This window comes from Cupriavidus numazuensis (assembly GCF_905397435.1).
Lineage (GTDB): Bacteria > Pseudomonadota > Gammaproteobacteria > Burkholderiales > Burkholderiaceae > Cupriavidus > Cupriavidus numazuensis.
Map to the genome: position 1 here is coordinate 1 of NZ_CAJPVI010000090.1, position 23,271 is coordinate 23,271.

Genomic DNA, 23,271 nt, shown 5'->3' on the forward strand with positions numbered 1-23,271 from the left:
CGGCAGATCGCCTCGGTCAAGCACGTCAATAACCATGGTTGCCCCGAGTTGGCACAGATGCCCAACATACTATCGGTAGAGGTCTTGGGAGACAACCGGATAAGCACGGTTGGGACTAGTCGCGAGTGTTGTCTGCGATTCCTGATGTACTCTGAATTCAATAACAGTCGAAAAAATCCAGAAGTTCTTTCCCAAAGAACAGGTTAAAGAGGCTTGCTTAGTTCTTAGCGCGTGGCGCGGAAGATAGCGAGACCCGACACATCGTGCGCAGCCCTGGGTGGAGTTATCGACTCTGGTAGCTCGAATCTGGCAGAGAAAAAGCACCGTCATCTTTTGTTGGTGCATGAATACTTGCTAGCCGAAGTGCTAAGACTTCACAGCTAGTTAAACAAATTCGTTAGAGGACGCTTCAATATGAGTATCAGTACCGCGATCGTCGGAATTGGCGAAACAACACCCACTCGTCGCTCGAACAGGAGCATTCGAGCCCTTGCAATTGACGCCATAGCGGACGCGCTGGATGACGCCGGTCTCACGTCGGCAGACGTGGATGGGATTGTTACAGACGCTGTCATCATGCCAAACACGGTGCCGCACGAATATCTAGCCGCACAGTTTGGAATTGCACGCCGCTTTGATGGGAGTTTGTCATATGGTGGCGCCGGCATTGTGAGTGCGCCTATGGTGGCACGGGCGGCGATAGAGCAGGGGTTGGCACATACCGTGGTGTGCGTCTTCGGCGTGGATTGGGGCTCGAGGCCGAGTGGACCATATGGATTCCATGATCTCTATCCGGCTAAGAAGACATTCGAAAAGCCGTATGGATTTAGCGGGCAGCCAACATATTTCGGATTGTGGGCGCGTCGCTACATGCATGAATATGGCTTGCGCGAGGAAGATCTCGCGCAAATTGCGATCAATCAGCGCGCTAACGCAATTCTAAATGGGCGTGCCCAGCAGAAAGCACCGCTCACAATCGACGACTATTTCGGATCTCGCATGATCTCCGATCCGTTGCGCGTGGCCGATTGCTGCCAAATCAGCGACGGCGCTTGCGCGTTTGTGGTGACCACCATGGAACGCGCCAGAGATCTTCGGCAACGGCCGGTCCAAGTGCTTGGATGTGGATTTGCGACTGAACCGCTAACCGGCGATGATTCATTTACTCAAAAGCCGGAGCTGTTGACGATCTCCGGCGCAAACCAGGCCGCGAGAATGGCGCTCGACGACGCTGCCCTTGAGATAAGTGATATAGATTTCGCGGAAATCTACGACTGCTTCACGATCTCTTGCCTGATGCAGATTGAAGATCTTGGCTTTTGCGCAAAGGGAGAAGCGGCTGACTTTATCCGCGAGAAAGGTACTACGGTCAAGGGAAGTCTGCCTATTAATACCCATGGTGGACTGCTCTCGCATAGCTACTTGCTGGGCGCCGAACACGTGATCGAGGCGGTGCGGCAATTGCGGGGCGATGCTGGCGCCGCCCAGGTCGCTAATGCCAACGTAGGCCTGGTCACAGGCTTGTCTGTACCCGACTACGGGGTTCTGGTATTGGGACGTGTCTAGATCATAAATCGTATGTAAGTCAGAATTAAACCGGCTTGCCAAGGGAGATTAAATATGAACGTTATCCACGCTGCGTCGAAGGGGTCTCCTTCAAAAGCGTATTCCGGGGAAACCGCGCCAGGGCTATCCTTGACTAAGATGTCGGAGGAAGCAATTTCGCAGGAATTTCTTCCCCATCTCGAAGGCCTCGCACGTGGCGACATTCAGTTGCCATACTGTATCGATTGCCAGAAATTCCACTGGTATCCGATGCCGCGCTGCCCGCATTGCCAAAATCGAGAGATTCATTGGAAAACGGTAAGCGGTGACGCCAAGCTTTTTAGCTGGACAGTTGTAAGGCACGCATTTCATCCATCACTTAAGGATGAACTTCCTTATATCGTTGCACTCGTAACCTTTGAGGATGCGCCGGGAGTGAGACTAGTAACGAACTTGGTGGGAGTCGCTCCAGAGGACATTCGAATGGGCATGAGCCTGCGTCCGGTGTTTGACAATTCGTCACAAGAAAGGCCTAAGGTGAAATTTAGTCCGGTATAAAGCGGAGAGCCACAAAATGAGCACACTTTGGGATGCGTTGCATGCAGTTGCTTGCAGCGAGCCTGACTTGCCATGCATTATTGTCCCGGCGCAAGTTTCCCGTCACTATCATCCCGACGGGCTTGAATGGACTTATGGACAGGTTGCTGCAATGACCCAGCAACTGGTTGACCAATATGCAGCGCGTGGCTGGGGACGGGGCCATCGCGTTGCACTGCTCCTAGAAAACCGACCCGAGCTTATGTTGCATTTTCTTGCGCTGAATGCGCTCGGCGCGTGGCTCATACCAATTAATCCAGACTATCGGCAAGATGATCTCTTGAATCTGTTTTGCCATGCAGAACCCGATTTGGTAGTTTCCATTCAGGACCGATGTTCCCTTCTGGAGCAGGTTGGACGTGCAATGGGCAAGACAGCACCAGCAGTCGTGCCACAACAGGAATTCTCCAAGACGCTTCCCGCTCCACGCCGCGCAGCAATGACCGGGACGCCAACCTTGGAGAGCGGTGCTGTCCTGCTCTATACATCCGGCACCACCGGCATGCCGAAGGGATGTCTGATCGGCAATGATTATCTCTACTTTGCCGGAAAGCGTTATACCCAAGCTGGGGGAACCATGACGCTGCGCCCGGGAGCCGAGCGTCTATACAATCCTTTACCTCTCTTCTATGCGAATAGCCTTACAATCGCCAATCCGGCAATGATTCTTTCGCGTAATGCAATGATATTTCCAGATCGTTTCCACCCTGAACTTTGGTGGAAGGAATTAGTACAAACCAAGGCGACGATCATGCATTACTTGGGAATTATTCCGCCGCTATTGTTGGCCAAGCCTGTTTGCCCTGAGGAACGGATGCACAACGTCCGATTCGGCGTAGGCGCTGGGATCGAGCCAGAGCGGAAAGGGGAGTTCGAAACTCGCTTCGGTATCCCGTTGGTTGAAGTTTGGGGCATGACGGAAGTCGGTATTGCCATTGCAACTCAGCATCAAGTGCCAATTTGCGCGCCGCGTTCCATTGGGAGGCCACTTGCCGGGGTGGAGGCGAAGGTCATCGGTGATGATGGCCGAAACGTTGCCATTGGCGAAACCGGGGAACTAGTCTTGCGCCGCGAAGGACCCAACCCGCGCTCGGGCTTTTTCGCGGAATACGTCAAGGATGCGGATGCAACCGAAGCAGCTTGGCTAAATGGCTGGTTTCACACCGGCGATATCGTGCGCTCGGAAGCCGATGGCAGCCTTAGCTTCGTTGACCGCAAGAAAAATATGATTCGCCGCAGCGGACAGAATATTGCCGCGGCGGAAATTGAGGCTTGTCTTGCCGCTCATCCCGCAATACAACAGGTGGTAGTGCTTCCTGTACCAGACGAAATGCGGCAAGAAGAGGTACTAGCCTGCATCATCGCGCGCGAGAAGCCGTCTAATCCGGAAGAACTTGCTCGGCAGATTGTTACGTTCGCCTTGCAGCGTCTGGCTTATTTCAAGGTACCAGGCTGGGTGACGTTCGTTGACTCTCTGCCGACGACGTCTACTCATAAACTGCAGAAGGCAAAGATTTTCCAGAGTAGCGAGGATCCGCGATCAAGGCCGGATATGATCGACTTAAGGGAAGTCAAGAGGATGGCGGCCGCCAAACGGCTGAAATTACAGTAAGCCGCCCAAATGGATTTTTGGCTCATTGCTTGAGAATTTTTAGTCGTTATTGGAGGAGGTACCAATGAACGTCAAGCGTATTTGTGGGAAAATAAAGCTGGTAGGAAAAATTTTTACGGCGATTACGGTGACTACCGCGTTGACCATCTTGCCGGCCGATTTCGCCGCAGCTGAGAGCAAACCAATCAAGATTGGGATGTCTACAGACCTGACCGGCTTGGCCGCGGCTTGGGCTCGATCTGAGGTTAACGGCGTACAACTCGCGGTCGATCAAATAAATGGAAGCGGAGGCTTGCTAGGACGAAAAATTGAATTGCTGGTTCGTGACTCGCAGTTGAAGGCAGATCTGGGTACATCGCACACGCGAGATCTAATCGTGCGAGAGAATGTTGACGCGCTAATCGGTCCGATAGCGAGTGGCATTGGGTTGACGGTGTCCGCGACGACCAAACAATACAAGAAGGTTGTCATGATGGCCGGCCCAAACACTCCTAGGCTAACTATGGAGATGTTTCACCCATATGTGTTTTCGATCGCTCCGACGGGAGCTATGGAGGCACGCGCGATGGCTGAATACCTCGGAACTAAGTATAGCCGCATCGCTTTCATTGGCGCTGATACTGAAGCGTCGCATCAAGGATTAAAGTACTTCAAAGAGCGGCTGGGGAAAGTGAATCCAACTGCGCAGATCGTTGCCGAGGCCTGGCCCAAGTACAACGAGTCAGACTATAGCGGCTTCATCACCAGCCTGATGGCCGCGAAGCCGGATGTGGTATTTTCATATCTTTTTGGGGCGGACATGATCGGTTTCGTCAAGCAGGCGAAGCCATATGGTGTGTTCGAGAAAGCCAAGGTCGCCGGCTATTTATTTTTCGATGACTTAAAAGCCCTCGGAGCGGAGATGCCGGATGGCGTGATCGGACAAATGCGTGCTCCGTTTTTTGCCTTGGAAGGGAGGCCTGCTGTCGAGTTTGTCGAGAAATATAGAGCAAAGTACAGCGAATATCCCTCAGATTGGGCCATCATGGGCTATGAAGCGATGCAGATTCTTGCGCAAGCAATTCAAAAGGCCGGTGCACTGGAATCACAGTCAGTTATTAAGGCGACCGAACAATTGCGCTATGAAGGTATGCGTGGCGATATTAGGTTCCGCGAAATAGACCACCAGGGTAATGTGCCTTCTTTCATCGGAATTACCGCTAAAGACGAGAGATATCCATTCAAAATACTGAAAAACGTGACCCGGGTATCGGCTGAGAGCGTTTGGCCGGGTCGAACAGAGATCGAGCAAGCACGAGCTGCCAAATAGCGGTAATTCTTTCGACTTGTGCTGTGAGTGCAGGGCGGGGGCGTCTGCTTTGACAAAGGCGAAGATGGAAGGACGTCTTCAAATATCGAGCGCGGCGAGGTTTGCGGATGGGAAGAGATCCAGCAGACCACCGCCCGCCGCCCGCCTTTTTTAGTCAAGCGTACCACGGTGCGCTGGTATTCCGGGGGGCGATGTTGGTGGCGTTGCGGCCTCCCTGGGCACATCTTCGGGCGGCTTGTGTCCAGCGTTGTGTGGCGCAGCGCTATGACCTAGTACAGCAAGGCGCTTTCGAGGTACGATGCATGGGTGAATCAAAATTGACCAACTCACCGAATGGCTATTCGACGGAAGACCTCCCAAAAAGGCGCTACGCACGCGACTCCCCCTGAGCCGGGAATACGAGATTGGCGCGCAGGTGAAACACGCGACGAACGCAGTCGGCTAATCCGCGAGGCACTTTTCCACGCGGCGGCCGAAATCGTCGGGGAGAAAGGCTATCAAGAAGCTTCTATTAGCTTGATTACGCAACGCGCCGGGGTCGCGTTGGGGACGTTCTACAACCATTTCGAATCGCGCCAAGATATTCTTGACCAATTGCTGCCCTCCTTGGGCAAGGATCTACTCACACATGTGGGCACATGCGCACGGGAAGGGAAGACCCTAATCAAGCGCGAGGAACTCGGCTTTCGCGGCTTTTTCTCGTTTCTAAAAGCCCACCCATACTTCTTCCGCATCCTGAACGAGGCATCAAGCTTCGCCCCAAAAGCATACGAGGCGCACCTAGAGTTAGTCCATGAGGGCTATATGAACTTCCTGCGCAGAGCACGCGCAGGCGGTGAGATACGCGGCTTTTCGGAACGCGAACTGGAAGTGGTTGCGTTTGTGATGATGTCATCACGCATCTTTCTGGATCGCTACGCTAGCCGTGATGATCAGGAGTCAGATATTCCTGACTGGGTGGTAAAGGCTTATTGCAAGTTAGTAGAGCACGGTCTCTCGGGTGCGTGAGATTTCGGGCAGCAACACCGCTTCCTTTCCAAGCTCGGCTGCGGAAAGTGGCCTCGGTGCGTGATACTGACTGACCATACTAAATGGCGCTTAGTTTAAGGAAGCGGGCAGATCGGAGGGTGTTGCGATTGCGAGCGCGCATGCCATCATGCATGGTTGCCGGAGTGTTTATAGGCTACGTGATGCGTTCGGCCTGCAGTTGCAAACTGTAGGGATCTCAGTGCCTAGGCCAGCGAGAAGCAACACTGGGCCAATGCCGCGGGCGAGGGGAAGCAGCCCCGCTCGAGTAGCTTGTAACACAGTGAAAGGCCGGTATGGGTCCCAGTAGGGGATCTTGACCTTCGCGCGGTCGCGCCCGATGAAGACGAATAGGCTGGCCTGACGACGGATTCTGTGCCAGCAGCGGCTGCACCAGGTATGACAGGCCGTCATGGACTTACGCATGTTGACCGTATCACGGCAGATGCAAGCCCGCACATCGCCGGAGATTAGCACCGTCCGCCTCCTCAGTTGCCCGAGCACGAAACGCACGATGCCCTCGGCATGTGCGTTGGTCAACTCGATGTGGGTGCCCGCCAGCGCAATCACAACCTGATCGCGCCCCTTCGCTGGCGCCGCGTCGACCAGCGCGTGTGCGGCGGGTGGTGTGCCTGTGGCCGCCGCGATAAAGGCTGTGCCGGCAGTCACCGTCAGAGGCACCACAGCCGGCTGGTCTTGGTCTTGGCGCTTATACCACAGGCCAAAGGTGCTGACCGCCAGGCCGTGCTGCCGGTGGAAAGCGCAGATGTTCAGCCCGCCAAGCATTCCTGCCAGAAGGGCTTCGTCTGCCGGTAATACCTCGGCCTTTGCGTCCACGATCGCGATCTCGTTGTTCGGCCACCGCTTCACTCCCATCTACCGTGAAGCCGCTACCTTCTCGTGGTGCCTGGGGAAAGCTAGAAAGCCAATCGCTTCCGCGCATCCTGCACGGTCCTTGGCGGGTTCTGCCACGGGGAGTGGATTAAGCGCCGCGCCGTTGTATCCAGACTGGGCTGCGGAACGGGCATTCAGCGGGATCACCTCCAGGACGAAGCCAAACAGGATTGGGCGGCTCGCCGCTACTTTGGGGAAGCGGTTGATCAGAATGGCGCCCTGCGACGGCGAGCCGCAGTTCAGGTCGTGACACCCCAGAATAGCGTGCAGCGAAGATCAGTCTGTTCCCAAAGGCACGGCGAGTGGAGCAGCGGATGCATTACCTCGCCCTAGCCTAGGAGTCTGTCGGACTTGAACGATTCCGATACGCTACAGGCCGAAAGTTAAGATCAGCGCGATGTCTCGAAGACGACTTTGCCTCTCTCGCACGCGAGATCTGCTCAACATTTAAGCAAATGCTTGTCGGACACCGAAAGTCCGACAGTCTCCTTCTATGAACAGAGCCATTGTGTCAAGCCATTTTTATCAAATGCTAAGTCAAGCTGTGTCACAAATATTGATCTGGTCACTATCCGTCATTTCTGCAGTTCACCATCTTAACCACTAGGTCTGAAGCCGATCGTCGCGCGGGTCGGAGCTGACGTCCGACCTCCTTCTATCCGCTGGCTGGAGCCAGCCTCATACTATGCGCGTTGCGCCAACATCCCTTCGCCGGTAACACGCCCCATCTAGAGAAGCGGTTGCCTCGGGGCAACCTGGAGACTGTACGGGCATGTTCACCTCAGACCGTTTGTGCTTGCGTAGTTGCCTAACCGACCGTTACCTCCTTCCTGCAAAGCTTTTGGGGTCTATGCCGACTTCAGCCGTGCGCCTTCGGGAATCTCACCGTCTTTCAGATAGCGCCACAGCGCAATGGCGAGTCGCCGTGCGACTGCAACGATCGCGATGCGCCGCGCGCGGCGATTGGGTCCGGTGCCCTGCGTGCGCTCGTTGAACCAGCGCGTGAGTGCGCTGTCGGGCTGGTAGCGCAGCCAGCACCATGCCATTTCGACCAGTAACGCGCGCACTCGTCGGTTGCCCTGTTTGCTGATGCCCTGGTCGACCTGGCTCTCGCCGCTGTCGTAGGGCTGGGGCACCAGCCCCGTACAGGCACCCACCTGGCGCCGGTTGCTGAACTCCCTCCAGAACAGTTCGAGCGCGAGGCGCGACGCGCCCACTTCGCCAATCCCTTTCAAGCGCGCCAGGTCATCGCGTCGCTGGCGCGCGGGTGCAGGCAGGCTTGCCTGCCGCGTCTTCTCCAACGCCGCTAGTTGCTGCTGCGCCAGCGCCAGCCGTTCGCACTCGCGCAGCAACCGCTCGCGCATTTCTGGCGGCAACGGCGCGCCGTCGTGACACTTCACCTCGTCACGGGCGAGTCGGCCGGCGAAGTGCTTGTGATCCACCTCATCCCAGCAGCCGAACGTGGCCAGCAGTTTGCGCATGCGGTCGCAGTGCTGCAGCACTTCCTTTTGCAGTTGCCCGCGATCGCGCATCAGGTGCCGCGACGCTTCGTCCTGCGGCGATGGCACGTGAACTACGTGCATGCGGTCGCAGAGAAAGGTGCAGTGAACGGCTCCACGCTCGGTCAGGGTAGTGGTTTCCCCTTGCGCCCCCCAACGTTGACAACCGCGGTACTCGGCAATATCATGAATCGTGATTCATCATTACACCTCTGGGAAGAGTGATACATCTTTCGCGGCACTCTTCGTTAATCGGGCAAGGCGCGGTCATTCGGATCTGACTCCGCAGCTGTATCGCGGGGCAGAAAGTCATCACAAGGCTTAAGACGTGTACGTCGTCGGTGCTCTCTGCATGAGATGGGCCGTTTGCGGTTTCGCAAGTCCATGTACTGGTGCGTTCAACGATGCGAAGACGTGCGGCGATGTAGGAGCTAAATGATTTGCAAGCGAGGCCGGTTACGACATCAGAAGTCGCGCGCAGACGGTACCGGGATACAGGATTGGGGAAGCTTGGGACGTTGGGCCAAAAGACCTCACACCATGGCCACAAATCAGCTATTCCTAAATATGTCTGATTGGGCGTCCTAATTGCCTAGCCAGAGACCATTAAAAAAGGAGACTACCTTGCTTATCACTCGTGTTCATTTCCGCGCGTTCGCGCATCTGTTTTGTGCTGCTGCAATTCTGGCACCGGGAGGCTTCGCCATGGCGCAGGAGAAGCCGATAAGGGTTGGTCTCACAACAGATTTGACCGGTGTTGCTGGATCCTATGCCAGATCAAACGTAAATGGTGTGCAGCTTGCTGTGGATCAGATAAATGCTGGCGGTGGACTGCTTGGGAGAAAGGTGGAGCTAGTTGTTCGTGATTCGCAGCTAAAACCCGACCTTGGAACATCACATACACGCGACCTTATCACTCGTGAAAACGTGGATGCTCTTATTGGACCCACCTCAAGTGCGGTCGCCGTGGCTGTATCTGCCGTCGCAAAGCAGTACAAGAAACCCATTATTATGACAATTCCAAATACACCACGACTGACTATAGAGATGTTCCATCCCTATATATTCTCAGTCGTGCCTTCGGGATTGATGGAGGCCCGGGCAATGGCGGAAATTGTCGGCCGAGGCGCAAGTCGTATCGCATTCATCGGCGCGGACTATGAGGCCGCGCACCAGGGCTTAAAGTTCTTTAAGGAGAGGCTGGCGCAGGTCAATCCATCTGCCGGAATCGTGGCTGAAGCTTGGCCAAAGCTTGGGGAGTCCGACTACAGCAGCTATATCACCCAACTCATGTCGACCAAACCGGATGTAATCTTTTCATACCTGTGGGGTGCAGATCTTGTCGGCTTCATTAAACAATCCAAGCCATATGGTGTATTCCAGAAGACAAAACTAGCCAGCCTTGTCTTTATGGATGACTTGAGGACAATGGGTGTCGAAATGCCGGATGGTGTCATCGCGCAGATGCGCGCCCCCTTCTTCGCTCTCGAAGGTGATTCAGCCGCGACTTTCATCGAACAATATAGGAGTAACTACAAGGAGTACCCGGCAGATTGGGCTGTTATGGGCTACGAGGGAATGCAGATTCTCGCGCAATCGATAAAGAAGGCCGGATCGATTGACTCCGCCGCAGTAATGAAGGCAATGGAGAAGATCGAATATAAGGGACCTCGTGGATCGATTGCTTTCCGCGCAATCGATCATCAGGGCACGGTCGGCTCCTACATTGGCACAACTGCTAAGTCAGAAAAGTACCCGTTCAAGGTGCTAACAAATATTAAGTTTGTTCCTGCCGAGCGGATCTGGACTACGCCAGCCGAAGTTCAGCAGGCTCGTGGCGTCGGAAAATAAACGGGTACATAGCATGTTTGAAAATATTTCGATACAAGCGTTAAGCGGCCTTAGCAGTGGCATGGTGCTTTTCCTCGTCGCCTCCGGTATGACCTTGATCTTTGGAGCGCTGCGCGTGGCTAATTTTGCTCACGGCTCGTTTTTCATGATTGGGGCATATTTGAGCTATTCGATCACTCAGCTGATAGGAACAAATAATTTCGGATTCGTTGCCTCACTTCTTCTGGTGCCGCTTGTCCTGGCGCTCCTTGGGGCGGGCGTGGAGTTTTTCCTCCTGCGGCGTATTGCAACGCGTGCGCACCAGTATCAACTCATTCTGACCTATGCGCTAACGCTAATCTTCGCTGATATGGTCAAGATGATCTGGGGTCGTGACAATCAGATGGTTCCACGCCCGAAGATTCTGGATGGCGCAGTCGAGATATTTGGCACTCCGTTCCCAACCTACTATTTGATGTTGATAGCGGTTGGTACGCTGGTTGCATGCGCACTCCATATCCTTCTTGCACGGACCCGATTTGGAAAGATTCTACGGGCCTCTGTGGCTGATGCCGAGATGGTTGGCGCGCTGGGGATCAATGTGCCACGTCTCCACACAAGCGTCTTTGCATTGGGCGCGTGGCTTGCTGGCCTTGGTGGAGTATTGGCTGCGCCGATTGGATCGATATCGTTAGGGATCGACAGTTCGATAATCATTGAATGTTTTGCTGTAGTGATTATCGGTGGTGTTGGAAGCGTGACCGGTGCCCTCATTGGAGCAATCCTGATCGGTGTTATGAAAGCCATAGGGATACTCTTTGCTCCAAAGCTAGCCATCGCTTTCATATTTATTGCGTTGTGCGGAGTTTTGATTTTCAGGCCGCAGGGGCTGTTTGGGGGCGCGAATGCGTAATCCAGCGTCCAGTCGACCCACGAACCTGTTCTCCGAAAACTGTTGAAGGAACTCTGTAATGAAGTCGCCAATTGTTGTCTTCTGGTCCGCCGGCGCCATTTTTTCCTTGCTGTTGCCGTTTGCCATTGGTGAAAGCTATGTATTCTTGACGATCGATTTCTTGATCATGTCTCTCTTTGCAATGAGTTTCAACTTACTGCTGGGACAGGGAGGCATGCTTTCCTTTGGGCACGCCACGTTCTACGGCCTCGGTGCCTATGCGGTCGCAATTCTCCAGAATAAATTTGGAATATCGCCATGGATTGGGATTGCTGCGGCTCCTTTGGCGGCGGGAATCGGCGCGTTGGTAATCGGATGGCTTTCAGTCCGAGTGACGGGCATGTACTTTGCGATGCTGACACTTGCTTTCGGGCAACTTGTGTTTACTGTTGTGCTGGGTTGGTACAGCTTTACGGGTGGCGATGATGGGCTTCCTGTTGAAATACCTCAATGGATGCAATCGGCACGACCTTACTACTACTTCTGCTTGGTCATCGTCGTGACCAGCATATGGTTGATTTATCGAGTCACTAAATCACCATTTGGTAGGGCAGTGTCCGCAATTAGAGACAACAGAGAGCGGGCCGCATATATTGGACTCAACGTGCGACAAATGGAGTTGCGTATGTTTGTCGTGGCAGGTGCATTCGCTGGTGCCGCAGGTGGCCTTCGCTCGCCGCTTCAGCAGATGGCTTTCCCGTCGTTGCTTCATTGGGGACAATCAGCTGAGCCGGTATTGATGACACTGGCAGGAGGAATTAACACTTTCTTTGGGCCAATCGTGGGAGCAGGAATTTTTGTGTTTACTAACTTCCTGGTCACGAGCAATTTTCAGTATCCATTGCTGGTTTTCGGGGGAATTGTTCTGATAATCGTTCTCTTCCTTCCGGAGGGAATCGTAGGGACGTTGTCTCGCTCGAGAATGTCGGCATTTACGACACCTGTCACCGTGGAGTCGAAGTAATGAGCTCAACTACCATACTATCAGTCGAGGGTGTAGGAAAGACATTTGGTGGTTTCCGTGCTCTTAACGACGTAACAGTAAAGATTGGGGAGAAGAGTATTCATGCACTGATTGGCCCCAATGGCGCCGGAAAGAGCACTCTTATTAACGTCATCTCCGGTCGTCTCACCCCTACATGCGGACGTGTAATATTCCGAGGTGAATCAATTGGGGGGCGCCCGGCTCATGAAACGGCTCGCCGTGGTGTCGCGCGCTCGTTCCAGATCACAAGTATTTTTGGCAGCGCTAGCGTTTTTGAGAATGTGCAAATCGCATTGTTGGCGCAGAACGGTTTGTGCACCCGTATGTTCAGTGAGTCGCGGTCACTCTTGCGAGACGAAGCCTTCTCGTTCCTTGAGAGCGTGAAACTCGTAGAGCAGGCTAACCGTGTAGCCGGCGAGCTTGCGGCTGGCGACCGAAAGCGCCTTGAGTTCGCTATCGCCTTGGCAGGTAATCCACGGGTGATGCTGCTAGACGAACCAACCGCAGGCATGAGTCCTGACGAGCGCACCATCATCGCAAATATCATCCAATCTATCAATCAAGAACGAGGAGTGGCTGTCTTCTTTACCGAGCACGATATCGATATGGTGTTCTCGATTGCGAATCGGGTCACGGTCTTACATCAGGGATCTTGTATCGCAGACGACACCCCAGTTGCGGTGCGGATGGATCGCCGCGTTCAAGAGGTTTATCTAGGTGAGGACGAAAATGCTGACTTGTACTAATCTCAACACCTGGTACGGGCCCGCGCATATTCTTTTTGATGTCGACATTAATGTTTCCGAGGGGCGGGTTTTGTCGATCCTCGGGCGTAACGGCGTTGGAAAGTCAACTCTCCTGAAGAGCATCATGGGCGTCGTTTCGCCTGGATCCGGAGATATCGAATTTTGTGGCCGTAGTTTGTTCGGAATTTCCACGCACAAGGTGGCGCAGTCCGGCATAGGGTATGTTCCAGAGGACCGACGCGTATTTGCAGACCTTACCGTGGAGGAGAATCTGGAAATCGCGGAACTAAAACCCGGAGCGTGGTCACGTAGGGAAGCATTTTGCGCATTTCCTCCACTGGAAGAGTTTCGATCACGCCGCGCAGGGCTTCTCAGTGGGGGGCAACAGCAAATGCTTTCCATCGCTAGAGCCATGATGGGGAATCCGCGCCTCCTTCTGGTCGATGAGCCGACAGAGGGGTTATCACCCATTATGGTCCGGACGCTCGCGCGAACCATCCACGATCTCAAGAATGCTGGTCAGACAATGGTAGTTGCAGCTCAAGATTTGGCTTTCGCACTTTCGATAGCCGATGATTTGATCGTTCTTGATCGTGGTCGTGTCGTATACCAGTCGGGGATTGAAAACGCTCGAGTTGAAATTGATAAAATACGTACCCTACTAGCTGTGTGAGGGAAGAAGTCATGGCTAAGGGAAAACATAAATACCTGCTAAGTAAAGACGGCTATCAGTCGCGATAGCAGTCTTCATCCAACGGAACAACGGCGCGCTCTGATAACAACTACTATGTTGACGGAAACAATTAGAGTGGCGAGCGATGTACTCGTCGTCTCAAGTGGTTGAGGTACACGCTTTAAAAACGTAAAGATTTATATTTAGTTGGCGGCATATAGGCTATCGATACTTGCAGTAATTTTTGAGTGAAGAGAATTACCATGTTGCAACTTCCAGTGGTTGAGCGCACTCTTGGTCTCGTTCTTCGGGAGCAGGCAAAGAAATATCCAAAAAAAAAGCTTCTGGTCTTTGAAGGGCAATCATTTAGCTATAAAGAGGCAGAGGCGCTCACCGCGAGTCTTGCCACCGGTTTTCGGCGGGCGGGAATTTGCAAAGGGGATCGCGTTGCAATTCAAATGGCTAATTGCCCGGAAATGGTGTGGGTCCTCTTTGCGCTAGGTTGGATTGGCGCGATCGCTATTCCCATCAATACGGCAGCAAAGGCTGATTTGCTGAAATATTATATCGAACAGTCTCGTGCCTCTTGTGTTGTTGTCGATAGGAATCTTGCGCTGGTAATGCAAGAGGCAACGGCGTCACTTGATCTAAGGAATTTCATTATTCATGATGAGTCAATTGAGGATAGTGCGATAACAATTGACGTCGGAGGGGGGCATTCAGCTACGTCACTTGATTCCTTGTTTGACCCGCCGGAATCTTCAGATTCAGGTGATGAACCAAAGTTCTCCGATCTACAGTTGATCATGTATACATCCGGCACCACCGGACGCTCGAAAGGCGTAATGTGCACACATGCGCAAGAACTTACCGGTGGCCTTTTTATGGCCGAGCAGATGGGGTACAACGAGGATGACGTTCTATATACCTGTTTGCCATTGTTTCACGTCAATGCACTACGCGTCACGATCTATGCGGCGCTCTGGGCTGGCGCAACGGTAGCAATGTCGCGCCGATTTTCGGCAAGTCGGTTTTGGGCGGAGATTCGTGCATATGGCGCTACCCAATTTAATGCACTCGGCGCTATAGCTAACATCATTCTCCGGCAGCCACCTTCTGATATGGACCGTAACCACAAGGTCCGCCTGTGCAACATCGTGCCGGCCCTACCTGCGACGGTAGCAACAGAATTTGAGCAGCGTTTCAACGTGGCAGTCACCTCAATGTACGGAAGCACAGAGTTTTGCTGCCCGGTGTTTGCTCCGCCTGGAACTCCACGGGAGAAAGGCGCAACGTGTGGACGTGTCGTCGAGCCTTTTGAGATGCGAGTTGTAGATGAGAATGATTTTGAAGTGCCAGTAGGCCAGGTCGGTGAGTGGGTTATTCGGGCGAGGGAACCTTGGTTTGTGTTTCAGGGATACTTCGAGATGGAAAGGGAAACCCAGGCGGTCTGGCGAAACGGGTGGTTTCATTCTGGCGATCGAGGTTATCGCGACGAGGAAGGATTCTTCTATTTCGTTGATCGCGCCAAAGACTGCGTTCGCCGCAGAGGGGAGAATATTTCGTCCTTCGAGGTGGAGATGTTGATCAATGAACATCCCGCTGTTCTTGAGGTCGCTGTGGTACCGATGGCGTCTGAACTTAGCGAAGACGAGGTTCTCGCATTTGTTGTTTTGCGAGAGGGTATGATTTGTGAATATCGGGAATTAATTGAGTTCTGCCGGGAGAGAATGGCGGATTTCATGGTGCCGCGGTATCTTCGCATTCTGGATCAGCTTCCAAAAACGCCGTCCGAAAAGATCGAAAAATATAAGTTAAGACAGATTGCAGAAAACGATCCTAATAGGCTCTGGGATAGAGCAAGGGAGGATATGTGAACAGCGCACTCTGTCTTTTTGAGCTGGGCAATAGGAAGCTTACTGCTTCAGATGTATGACATGGACACGATATCAAGAGCTGATCGAGGAGAGAAGGTGGTTAACCGATATCAGAAGGGCCATCCCACAATTGGTCGCCTGCTCGAAATTGGTGTGGTAGTTTCGGATCTTGGAGGGGCATTGGAACGTTTGGAGCATGTTTTTGAAGGTGCTGCGAGCCCCATCATTTCAGATCCAAATTTTCAGATGGAATTCAGAATGTGTCGGGTCATCGATACAGATTTTGAAATAATGCGATCAAAAGATTCACGTGATTTGATCGGGCGATATATTGAGCGATTTGGAGAGGGCTTACATCACGTTGCGTTTCAGGTGGAAGACGCGAAGAAGGCCATGGAGGAGTTTCGCGCCATGGGAGTTCCGCCACTGTCAGATGAGTTGATTAAATTAGATAATCTGCGTGCGTTCTTTTTGCCACCACGAATTTTTGGAGGCGTCCTTTTCGAGTTTATTGAAAATCTTCACCATTGGATTGATGGAATGCCATTGGTGCCTCCTGGAGAGACTAAGCCGCTGACAAATGGAGGAGTAAGAATTCGTGGCTTCGGTGTGCGTGTAAATGATCTCGCCTCCGTGATGAAAGCTTTTCGTGAGGTGCTTGGGGCTGATAACTCGGATATATTCGTAGATTCCGAGCTTCAGGTGAGAGCATGTATTAGCCGTTTGGCAAATACGGAATTTAAACTTATGGAGAAGATTTTGCCATCTGCAGATTCCAAGATTCCGATAGTGGAAAACCGTGCCTTGCAATACGTAAGAATTGAAGCGCGGGATGTCATTGCAGCGATTGCACGGATGAAGGGGGGCGGTGTCCGTTTTTTGAAAGACGGAGACTTGGCAGAAGGAACTTCTCTAAGTCGGTTTAGTGATCCAAAAAGTTGCAATGGCATTATGTTCGAGATTTTGGAGTTGTGACGGGGCAACCGATCTGCTTGAGAATCCCAAGATGACTTTTGACACGAATGGAACCAGCATGACAGCGCAGTATCAGGTTCAGGACGGCGTAGCCGTCATCACGATCGACAACCCCCCTGTCAACGGCCTGGGTCACAGCACCCGGCTTGGCATCGTCGATGGCATGACCCGTGCGCTAGACGATGCGGCCGTCAAGGCCATCGTCATCACCGGCGCCGGCAAGGCATTCTCGGGCGGCGCCGATATCCGCGAATTCAATACGCCCAAGGCTACGCAGGAGCCGACGCTGCATTCGGTGATCCGCGTGATCGAGGGTTCGTCCAAGCCGGTCGTGGCCGCAGTCCACTCGGTGGCAATGGGCGGTGGCCTGGAACTGGCCCTGGGCTGTAACTACCGCGTGGCGTCGAAGGGCGCGCAGATCGCGCTGCCGGAAGTCAAGCTGGGCCTGCTGCCCGGCGCCGGCGGCACGCAGCGCCTGCCGCGCGTGATCGGCCTGGAAGCCGCCGCCAACATGATCGTGTCGGGCACCGCCGTGCCGTCCGAGAAGTTCGCCGGCACGAAGCTGTTCGATGAAATCGTCGATGGCGACGTGCTGCCCGAAGCCGTCAAGTTCGCCCAGAACGTTGCTGCTGCGCCGGGCCCGTACCCGAAGGTACGCGACCTGAAGGTCCGCCACGAAAACCCGGAAGGCTTCCTCGGCTTCGCCAAGACTACCGTGGGCGCGATGGCCAAGAACTTCCCGGCGCCGCTGAAGTGCCTGGAAGCCGTGGCTGGCTCGCTCAAGCCGTTCGAGCAAGGCCTGAAGGAAGAGCGCGATGGCTTCCTGTACCTCGTGACCACGCCGGAATCGCGCGCGCTGCGCCATGCGTTCTTCGGCGAGCGCGCCGCCAGCAAGATCCCCGACGTGCCATCGGATACGCCGGTCCGCAAGATCGAGAGGGTTGCCGTGATCGGCGCCGGCACGATGGGCGGCGGCATCAGCATGAACTTCCTGAATGCGGGCATTCCGGTGACCATCCTGGAAACCAAGCAGGAAGCGCTGGACCGCGGCGTGGGCATCATCCGCAAGAACTACGAGAACAGCGCGAAGAAGGGCAAGCTCACGCAGGAGAGGGTCGAGCAGCGCATGAGCCTGCTGTCGACCACGCTGTCCTATGACGACATCAAGGACGCCGACATGGTCATCGAGGCTGTGTTCGAAGAAATGGGCGTCAAGGAAATCGTGTTCAAGAAGCTGGACGAAGTGATGAAGCAAGGCGCGATCCTGGCTTCGAACACCTCGACGCTCGACGTGGACAAGATCGCCTCGTTCACCAAGCGTCCGCAGGACGTGGTCGGCATGCACTTCTTCAGCCCGGCCAACGTGATGAAGTTGCTGGAAGTCGTGCGCGGCGCGAAGACCGGCAAGGACGTGCTGGCCACCGTGATGGCGATCGGCAAGAAGATCAAGAAGACCGCCGTGGTGTCGGGCGTGTGCGACGGCTTCATCGGCAACCGCATGATCGAGCAGTACAGCCGCCAGGCCGGCTACCTGCTGGACGAAGGCGCGCTGCCGGAGCAGGTCGACCGTGCCATCGAAAAGTTCGGTTTCGCCATGGGCCCGTTCCGCATGGGCGACCTGGCCGGCAACGACATCGGCTGGGCGATCCGCAAGCGCCGCGCCGTGGACAAGCCGGACATCCAGTACAGCAAGACTGCTGACCTGCTGTGCGAAATGGGCCGCTACGGCCAGAAGACCGGCGCGGGCTGGTACGACTACAAGGCGGGCGACCGCAAGCCGTACCCGAACCAGCAGGTCAACGACATGATCGTGCAGCATTCGAAGGATATCGGTATCACGCGCCGCAAGATTTCCGACGAGGAGATCGTCAAGCGCCTGGTGTTCGCGCTGGTCAACGAAGGCGCGAGGATCCTGGAAGAAGGCATTGCTTCGAAGGCCTCGGATATCGACATGGTGTACCTGACCGGCTACGGCTTCCCGCTGTTCCGCGGCGGCCCGATGCTGTACGCAGACCAGGTTGGCCTCTACAACGTGGCACTGGCCATGAAGAAGTACGCCAAGGGCTACCACGGCGAGGCCTGGCAAGTGGCACCGCTGCTGCAGAAGCTGGCGGACGAAGGCAAGGGCTTCAACGATTGAGACCGATCTGTAACCGGATGAAAGTTGCCGGAGCGTCACTGTGGCGAGCAAAGGCCCGAGACTCCCGCTGCTGCCGGCATCGAGTATTAACTGAGTACAAGGAGCAAGAGATGAATGAAGCCGTAATCGTTTCGACCGCACGCACTGGGCTCGCTAAGAGCTGGAAGGGCGCTTTCAATATGACCCACGGTGCCACTCTCGGCGGCCACGTGGTTCACCACGCTATTGCGCGGGCCAGCATCGAGGCCTCAGAGGTGGAGGACGTGCTGATGGGCTGTGCAACCCCAGAGGGAGCTACAGGTAGCAACATCGCGCGCCAGATCGCCTTGCGCGCCGGCTGCCCAGTGACAGTGCCGGGTGTCACAATTAATCGCTTCTGCTCATCGGGTCTGCAAGCCATCGCCATGGCCGCGCAGCGCGTGATCGCCGATGAGGGGGATATCTTCGTTGCTGGGGGGGTGGAAAGCATATCCTGCGTGCAGAATCAGGCGAATGATCATATGCTCCACGAAACTTGGCTGGTGAAGAACAAGCCCGAGATCTACTGGAATATGCTGCAAACCGCTGAGAATGTCGCCAAGCGCTACAACATCTCGAAGGAACGCCAGGACGAGTACGGCGTGCAGAGCCAATTGCGAGCCGCCGCCGCGCAGGAAGCCGGCAAGTTCAAGGACGAGATTGTTTCGATGTCGGTGCTGGCCGGTGTGGCCGACAAGTCGACCGGCCAGGTTGTGACCAAGGAAGTCACCATCTCCGCCGACGAAGGCATCCGTGCCGACACCACCCTCGAAGCCGTGGCGAAGATCCGCAGTGCCGTGCCCGGTGGCGTGATCACTGCCGGCAATGCGTCGCAGTTCTCGGACGGCGCTTCGGCTGCCGTGGTGATGAACGCTCGCGTGGCGGCCGCCAAGGGCCTGCAGCCGCTCGGCGTGTTTCGCGGCTTCGCCGTGGCCGGTTGCGAGCCGGATGAAATGGGTATCGGCCCGGTGTTCGCCGTGCCCAAGCTGCTGAAGAAGGCTGGCCTGAAGGTGGGCGACATCGGCCTGTGGGAGCTGAATGAAGCTTTCGCCGTGCAGGTCTTGTACTGCGCCGACAACCTGGGCATCCCGATGGACCGCCTGAACGTTAACGGCGGCGCTATCGCCGTTGGCCACCCCTACGGCGTATCGGGCGCCCGTCTGGCCGGCCACGCGCTGATCGAAGGCAAGCGCCGCGGTGTCAAGTACGTAGTGGTGACCATGTGCATCGGCGGCGGCCAGGGTGCGGCCGGCCTGTTCGAGGTGCTCTGATCGCGAGCCGTCGCCTTGTTGAGCTACTTCTCCAGGGGGATAAGCGGGTGGTGGCCGGTTAGCTGGTATCGGTGCCGCCTAGTATCGAGTGCCATTTGAGTGGTATGCCGGCGCCGGAACAATGGACCTTGTCAACTGGCCCGACGTGCTGCACGGGCTGCAGTGTCCAAGGACAAAGCTGCGTCTCAGGCCGCGGCCTGGATATGGAGTGGTGGCTGGCTGGCGCTATTGCTAGTTGACGGAGCGGATCGCGGTACAGGTCGAGAGCCGGTTGCCGCCAGCGTGCTCGCTGCACTGGGCTGGAGACTCTCGGCGCGTTGAGAGTGCCAAATGCACCTGTCAGAGTATCCCGGCCGGAAGCAGCTAACCAGAAAACTGGATTGTAGCGTGAAGAAGCTCAGTTCATTTGATGGGAAAATTTCTGCGCCGATATTGGCGCAGCTTGAGGATCTGCGGTCCATGGCGACCAGGCGAAAGACTTTGCGCCGGACGCATAAGCGGCCCGTTCTTCCATCTTGAATCGATCGGCCGGATCCTGCTTCGTCAGCGCGATGGAGAGTCGTGGGGACGATGGAAAGGGCGTTTCCTCATAGTGATCAGGGGGTGCCACTTTTGTTTCACGAGGTCGGGCGCAATGTTTGTGGCCGCTGTCATTGCAAGTGCACTCATGTAGGAATCTACGAATGACGCCGCCTTCAGGTTAGAATCTCGCACTTCAGTTCAGGGCCGGACGCCGTGTTGGTTGCAGGCAGCGGACTCATAATCCGCCGGAGACATCCCACCGTGGGTTCGAATCCCACCCGGCCCACCACGCCCTAAATGTCGAGCTCATCACAGCCTAAGTAGGAATTTCGCTCTCTGTTTGGTACAGGCGCAGCCCAATGGCCTCGCGTTCCAAGCTGGGTTAGCGGTTGTAGCAACCGAGCCGATATCCCTGGTCATTCGAGATGCGGTGGCTCTGCTTGAGGTGCCCTTCGGCTTGCCACGCTTTGACCTGGCCCATTCTTTCTGGACTGCAACGGAACTCCCGATCCATTCTGATGGCGCTGTCTGCCTTTTGCTCAGCAATCCCAAATATATGCGACAGATGGGACATCAAAGATTCGAACCAGGCTCCGCTTTCTCTGAGCCCGCGCAGTTGAGGTGGATGTTTCTTCCCTGCTGGTCCCGTGCTTGGCTTGTTACCGCAGCGCCAAGTGGATGAATTGGGACGGTATGGGGAAATACCGGACTGGCTGCGACGGAGGGCAATTCGAGGCGAAGTAGTCGGCCTTCAAGAATGTGGCGATGCCATATGTGGAGCGACTTTGCAGGTGGTTGACGGTAAACATAGCTACCGGAATGGATATCGGGTGGAATTGGAATCTGGAAGATTTTGATTCCCTCGCCCATGAGCACTCCCGACTTTTTTCGCAGCCGTCTCGACGTCATGATCGATCTGCGCCACCCTCTGACGGTGCTGACGACGCGCATGCCGTGGGCGCAAATCGAAGCGGCGCTGGCGCCGGTGTTTGAGTGCAAGGCAAGGGCTGGAATGGCGGTAATGGGCGAGGATCTGTTTGGTCCCACGCTTGCTGTGGCGGGAGCCGGCCTCAGCGCTGCAGGCCGGCCGCGGTTGCCGATCCGCCTGATGGTCGGGTTGCTGTACCTGAAGCACGCCTTCAACGAGTCCGACGAGTCGGTCTGCGAGCGTTGGGCGGAGAACGTCTACTTCCAGTACTTCTGCGGCGAGGAATACTTTCAGCCTCGCCTGCCATGTGCCCCGACCAACCTGGTGCATTTCCGGCAGGCGCTCGGTGAGGCCGGCGTCGAAGAACTGCTGGCCACGACGATCGCCGCTGCGGTGCAGATGGGCGTGGTCAAGCCGACGGAATTCGAGCGCGTGATCGTCGACACCACGGTACAGGAGAAGGCGGTGGCCCATCCAACCGACAGCCGGCTGCTGGAGCTGGCACGTGCCAAGGTGGTCAAGCTGGCCAAACGTGCCGGCCTGCAACTGCGGCAGACGTTCGCCAAGGAGGGCAAGACGCTGCGTTTTCGCGCCGGTGGCTATGCCCATGCGAAGCAGTTCCGGCGCCTGCGCCGGGTGCTCAAGCGCCAGCGCACCGTGCTCGGCCGGGTGCTGCGCGACATCGAGCGCAAGATGACAGCATTGCCCCAGGCGCAGCAACAAGCGCTGCGGCCCAGGATCGAGAATGCGCGCCGGCTTCGGGATCAGCGCCCCAAGGACAAGAACAAGCTCTACGCACTGCACGCGCCCGAAGTCGAGTGCATCTCGAAGGGGAAGGCTCGGCAGCCCTACGAGTTTGGCGTCAAGGTGAGCGTCGCGGTGACCGCCAGTCAGGGGCTCATCGTCGGAGCCCGAAGCTTTCCAGGCAATCCCTACGACGGCCACACCCTGCACGCGCAGCTCGAGCAGACCAACATCCTGCTGCAGGAGCTGCCCGGCGCACCCCGGCCGCATACAGCAATCGTCGACCTCGGCTACCGTGGCGTGGACGCCGAGGTGGCTCCGGTCAAGGTGATTCACCGCGGCAGGCACAAAACCCTGGATCGGCGACAGCGCCAGCAGCTCAAACGGCGCCAGGCTGTCGAACCCGTCATCGGTCACCTCAAGGCCGACCATGGCATGCGGCGCAACTGGCTCAAGGGCGAAACCGGTGACGCTGTACATCCAATTCTCTGCGCCGCCGGCTTCAACCTACGCTGGCTGCTGCGGGCCATTGCCCGCCTGGGAATCCCCGGCATTCTTTGCGCCCTTGGCTGGCTCATCGCCTTCGTCAAATTGCTCCGATCATTCGATCGTCGTCCACGTTTGCCCTTGGCGCCCATCTGAAGTCAGCACGCTCGAGCCAGCCTCAGTCTCGTCCAATCCAATAAGAAGCAATTCTTGAGGGGCGACGAAGTAGGGAGTTACTCCATGTTGGATATATCCCGCCAGCGGAGCCGTCGAGGACTGTATGCCTTCGCGCAGTTCTACCAGTGGCTGCAGGATAACGCCTTGGATTGGTTGCCTTCATCGACGCACACATCCGTTCACGGAAGGCCTAGACGCCATTGCTGCCAGGCCGGTTCAATCAGGCGCTGGCTCGCGCTGGTCCAGGTTGGATCGCGGTGTGGCGCTCCTCGTTGGCCTTCGGGCCGAGCATCGATAGTGAATAAAACAAACATTGATTTAATAAAAAGGCTCATGTAATCTTGATCTCAATGGGAGGAGGAGAGATGGGGATGGGCGGACTGAACAGCACAGCGATAGCGGGCGTCGGGTACACCGATTACAGCCGGAATTCGGGGCGAAGTGTGGAACGACTGGCGCTTGAAG

16 protein-coding genes, 1 tRNA gene and 1 pseudogene are annotated in these 23,271 nt (G+C 55.6%); 16 read left to right on the forward strand and 2 right to left on the reverse strand.

Going from position 1 to position 23,271, the window contains the following annotated elements:
- Positions 1–414 precede the first annotated feature (414 nt).
- The 5 genes from KHO41_RS38390 to KHO41_RS38410 all read left to right on the forward strand — a co-directional run bounded on the left by KHO41_RS38390 (position 415) and on the right by KHO41_RS38410 (position 6,071).
- Positions 415–1,566 (forward strand): thiolase family protein, encoded by a 1,152-nt coding sequence (locus KHO41_RS38390; RefSeq protein WP_211958445.1) that lies wholly within the window; start codon positions 415–417, stop codon positions 1,564–1,566.
- A gap of 54 nt (positions 1,567–1,620) precedes the next feature.
- The gene (locus tag KHO41_RS38395) at positions 1,621–2,103 is read left to right on the forward strand and encodes a Zn-ribbon domain-containing OB-fold protein (RefSeq protein ID WP_211958446.1); all 483 of its coding nucleotides are present in this window, start codon (positions 1,621–1,623) and stop codon (positions 2,101–2,103) included.
- Positions 2,104–2,119: 16 nt separating this feature from the next.
- Positions 2,120–3,754, forward strand: coding sequence for an AMP-binding protein (locus tag KHO41_RS38400; RefSeq protein ID WP_211958447.1), 1,635 nt, complete (start codon positions 2,120–2,122; stop codon positions 3,752–3,754).
- A gap of 64 nt (positions 3,755–3,818) precedes the next feature.
- On the forward strand, positions 3,819–5,063 hold the full coding sequence (locus KHO41_RS38405; protein ID WP_211958448.1) for an ABC transporter substrate-binding protein: 1,245 nt from the start codon (positions 3,819–3,821) through the stop codon (positions 5,061–5,063).
- A gap of 333 nt (positions 5,064–5,396) precedes the next feature.
- Positions 5,397–6,071 (forward strand): TetR/AcrR family transcriptional regulator, encoded by a 675-nt coding sequence (locus tag KHO41_RS38410; RefSeq protein ID WP_211958449.1) that lies wholly within the window; start codon positions 5,397–5,399, stop codon positions 6,069–6,071.
- A 168-nt stretch (positions 6,072–6,239) separates the two neighbouring features.
- Here the strand turns inward: KHO41_RS38410 and KHO41_RS38415 are convergent, their stop codons facing one another.
- Complete coding sequence (locus tag KHO41_RS38415; protein ID WP_211958450.1) at positions 6,240–6,926, reverse strand: hypothetical protein; 687 nt, start codon at positions 6,924–6,926, stop codon at positions 6,240–6,242.
- A 905-nt stretch (positions 6,927–7,831) separates the two neighbouring features.
- Positions 7,832–8,572 (reverse strand): annotated as a pseudogene (locus tag KHO41_RS38420) (IS110 family transposase); the annotation flags it as partial.
- A 534-nt stretch (positions 8,573–9,106) separates the two neighbouring features.
- Here KHO41_RS38420 and KHO41_RS38425 point away from each other — a divergent pair.
- The 11 genes from KHO41_RS38425 to KHO41_RS38475 all read left to right on the forward strand — a co-directional run bounded on the left by KHO41_RS38425 (position 9,107) and on the right by KHO41_RS38475 (position 22,785).
- Positions 9,107–10,333 carry an ABC transporter substrate-binding protein gene (locus KHO41_RS38425; RefSeq protein WP_244874236.1) on the forward strand — a complete coding sequence of 409 codons (1,227 nt, stop codon included), beginning with the start codon at positions 9,107–9,109 and terminating at the stop codon, positions 10,331–10,333.
- Positions 10,334–10,346: 13 nt separating this feature from the next.
- Complete coding sequence (locus KHO41_RS38430; protein WP_211958451.1) at positions 10,347–11,225, forward strand: branched-chain amino acid ABC transporter permease; 879 nt, start codon at positions 10,347–10,349, stop codon at positions 11,223–11,225.
- Between the two features lie 58 nt (positions 11,226–11,283).
- Entirely contained in the window at positions 11,284–12,228 is a 945-nt protein-coding gene (locus KHO41_RS38435) for a branched-chain amino acid ABC transporter permease (RefSeq protein WP_211958452.1), read from the forward strand.
- Positions 12,228–12,995, forward strand: coding sequence for an ABC transporter ATP-binding protein (locus tag KHO41_RS38440; protein ID WP_211958453.1), 768 nt, complete (start codon positions 12,228–12,230; stop codon positions 12,993–12,995). Before KHO41_RS38435 ends, KHO41_RS38440 begins: the two co-directional genes overlap by 1 nt.
- Entirely contained in the window at positions 12,979–13,668 is a 690-nt protein-coding gene (locus tag KHO41_RS38445; RefSeq protein WP_211958454.1) for an ABC transporter ATP-binding protein, read from the forward strand. Before KHO41_RS38440 ends, KHO41_RS38445 begins: the two co-directional genes overlap by 17 nt.
- 263 nt (positions 13,669–13,931) lie before the next feature.
- Positions 13,932–15,545, forward strand: coding sequence for an AMP-binding protein (locus KHO41_RS38450; protein WP_211958455.1), 1,614 nt, complete (start codon positions 13,932–13,934; stop codon positions 15,543–15,545).
- A gap of 96 nt (positions 15,546–15,641) precedes the next feature.
- Positions 15,642–16,520, forward strand: a complete 879-nt coding sequence (locus tag KHO41_RS38455) for a VOC family protein (RefSeq protein ID WP_211958456.1) — start codon at positions 15,642–15,644, stop codon at positions 16,518–16,520.
- Positions 16,521–16,578: 58 nt separating this feature from the next.
- The gene (locus tag KHO41_RS38460; RefSeq protein WP_211958457.1) at positions 16,579–18,660 is read left to right on the forward strand and encodes a 3-hydroxyacyl-CoA dehydrogenase NAD-binding domain-containing protein; all 2,082 of its coding nucleotides are present in this window, start codon (positions 16,579–16,581) and stop codon (positions 18,658–18,660) included.
- Positions 18,661–18,770: 110 nt separating this feature from the next.
- Positions 18,771–19,949 carry an acetyl-CoA C-acyltransferase gene (locus KHO41_RS38465; RefSeq protein ID WP_211958458.1) on the forward strand — a complete coding sequence of 393 codons (1,179 nt, stop codon included), beginning with the start codon at positions 18,771–18,773 and terminating at the stop codon, positions 19,947–19,949.
- A 723-nt stretch (positions 19,950–20,672) separates the two neighbouring features.
- A tRNA-Ile gene (locus KHO41_RS38470) sits at positions 20,673–20,760 on the forward strand.
- A gap of 579 nt (positions 20,761–21,339) precedes the next feature.
- Positions 21,340–22,785 (forward strand): IS5 family transposase, encoded by a 1,446-nt coding sequence (locus KHO41_RS38475; RefSeq protein ID WP_211958459.1) that lies wholly within the window; start codon positions 21,340–21,342, stop codon positions 22,783–22,785.
- Positions 22,786–23,271 lie beyond the last annotated feature (486 nt).

What these genes read in the sequence shown, in the direction of transcription:
- KHO41_RS38390 (WP_211958445.1), top strand. Translation starts at nt 415, where the DNA reads ATGAGTATCAGTACCGCGATCGTCGGAATTGGCGAAACAACACCCACT.
- KHO41_RS38395 (WP_211958446.1), top strand. Translation starts at nt 1,621, where the DNA reads ATGAACGTTATCCACGCTGCGTCGAAGGGGTCTCCTTCAAAAGCGTAT.
- KHO41_RS38400 (WP_211958447.1), top strand. Translation starts at nt 2,120, where the DNA reads ATGAGCACACTTTGGGATGCGTTGCATGCAGTTGCTTGCAGCGAGCCT.
- KHO41_RS38405 (WP_211958448.1), top strand. Translation starts at nt 3,819, where the DNA reads ATGAACGTCAAGCGTATTTGTGGGAAAATAAAGCTGGTAGGAAAAATT.
- KHO41_RS38410 (WP_211958449.1), top strand. Translation starts at nt 5,397, where the DNA reads ATGGCTATTCGACGGAAGACCTCCCAAAAAGGCGCTACGCACGCGACT.
- KHO41_RS38430 (WP_211958451.1), top strand. Translation starts at nt 10,347, where the DNA reads ATGTTTGAAAATATTTCGATACAAGCGTTAAGCGGCCTTAGCAGTGGC.
- KHO41_RS38435 (WP_211958452.1), top strand. Translation starts at nt 11,284, where the DNA reads ATGAAGTCGCCAATTGTTGTCTTCTGGTCCGCCGGCGCCATTTTTTCC.
- KHO41_RS38440 (WP_211958453.1), top strand. Translation starts at nt 12,228, where the DNA reads ATGAGCTCAACTACCATACTATCAGTCGAGGGTGTAGGAAAGACATTT.
- KHO41_RS38445 (WP_211958454.1), top strand. Translation starts at nt 12,979, where the DNA reads ATGCTGACTTGTACTAATCTCAACACCTGGTACGGGCCCGCGCATATT.
- KHO41_RS38450 (WP_211958455.1), top strand. Translation starts at nt 13,932, where the DNA reads ATGTTGCAACTTCCAGTGGTTGAGCGCACTCTTGGTCTCGTTCTTCGG.
- KHO41_RS38460 (WP_211958457.1), top strand. Translation starts at nt 16,579, where the DNA reads ATGACAGCGCAGTATCAGGTTCAGGACGGCGTAGCCGTCATCACGATC.
- KHO41_RS38465 (WP_211958458.1), top strand. Translation starts at nt 18,771, where the DNA reads ATGAATGAAGCCGTAATCGTTTCGACCGCACGCACTGGGCTCGCTAAG.
- KHO41_RS38475 (WP_211958459.1), top strand. Translation starts at nt 21,340, where the DNA reads ATGAGCACTCCCGACTTTTTTCGCAGCCGTCTCGACGTCATGATCGAT.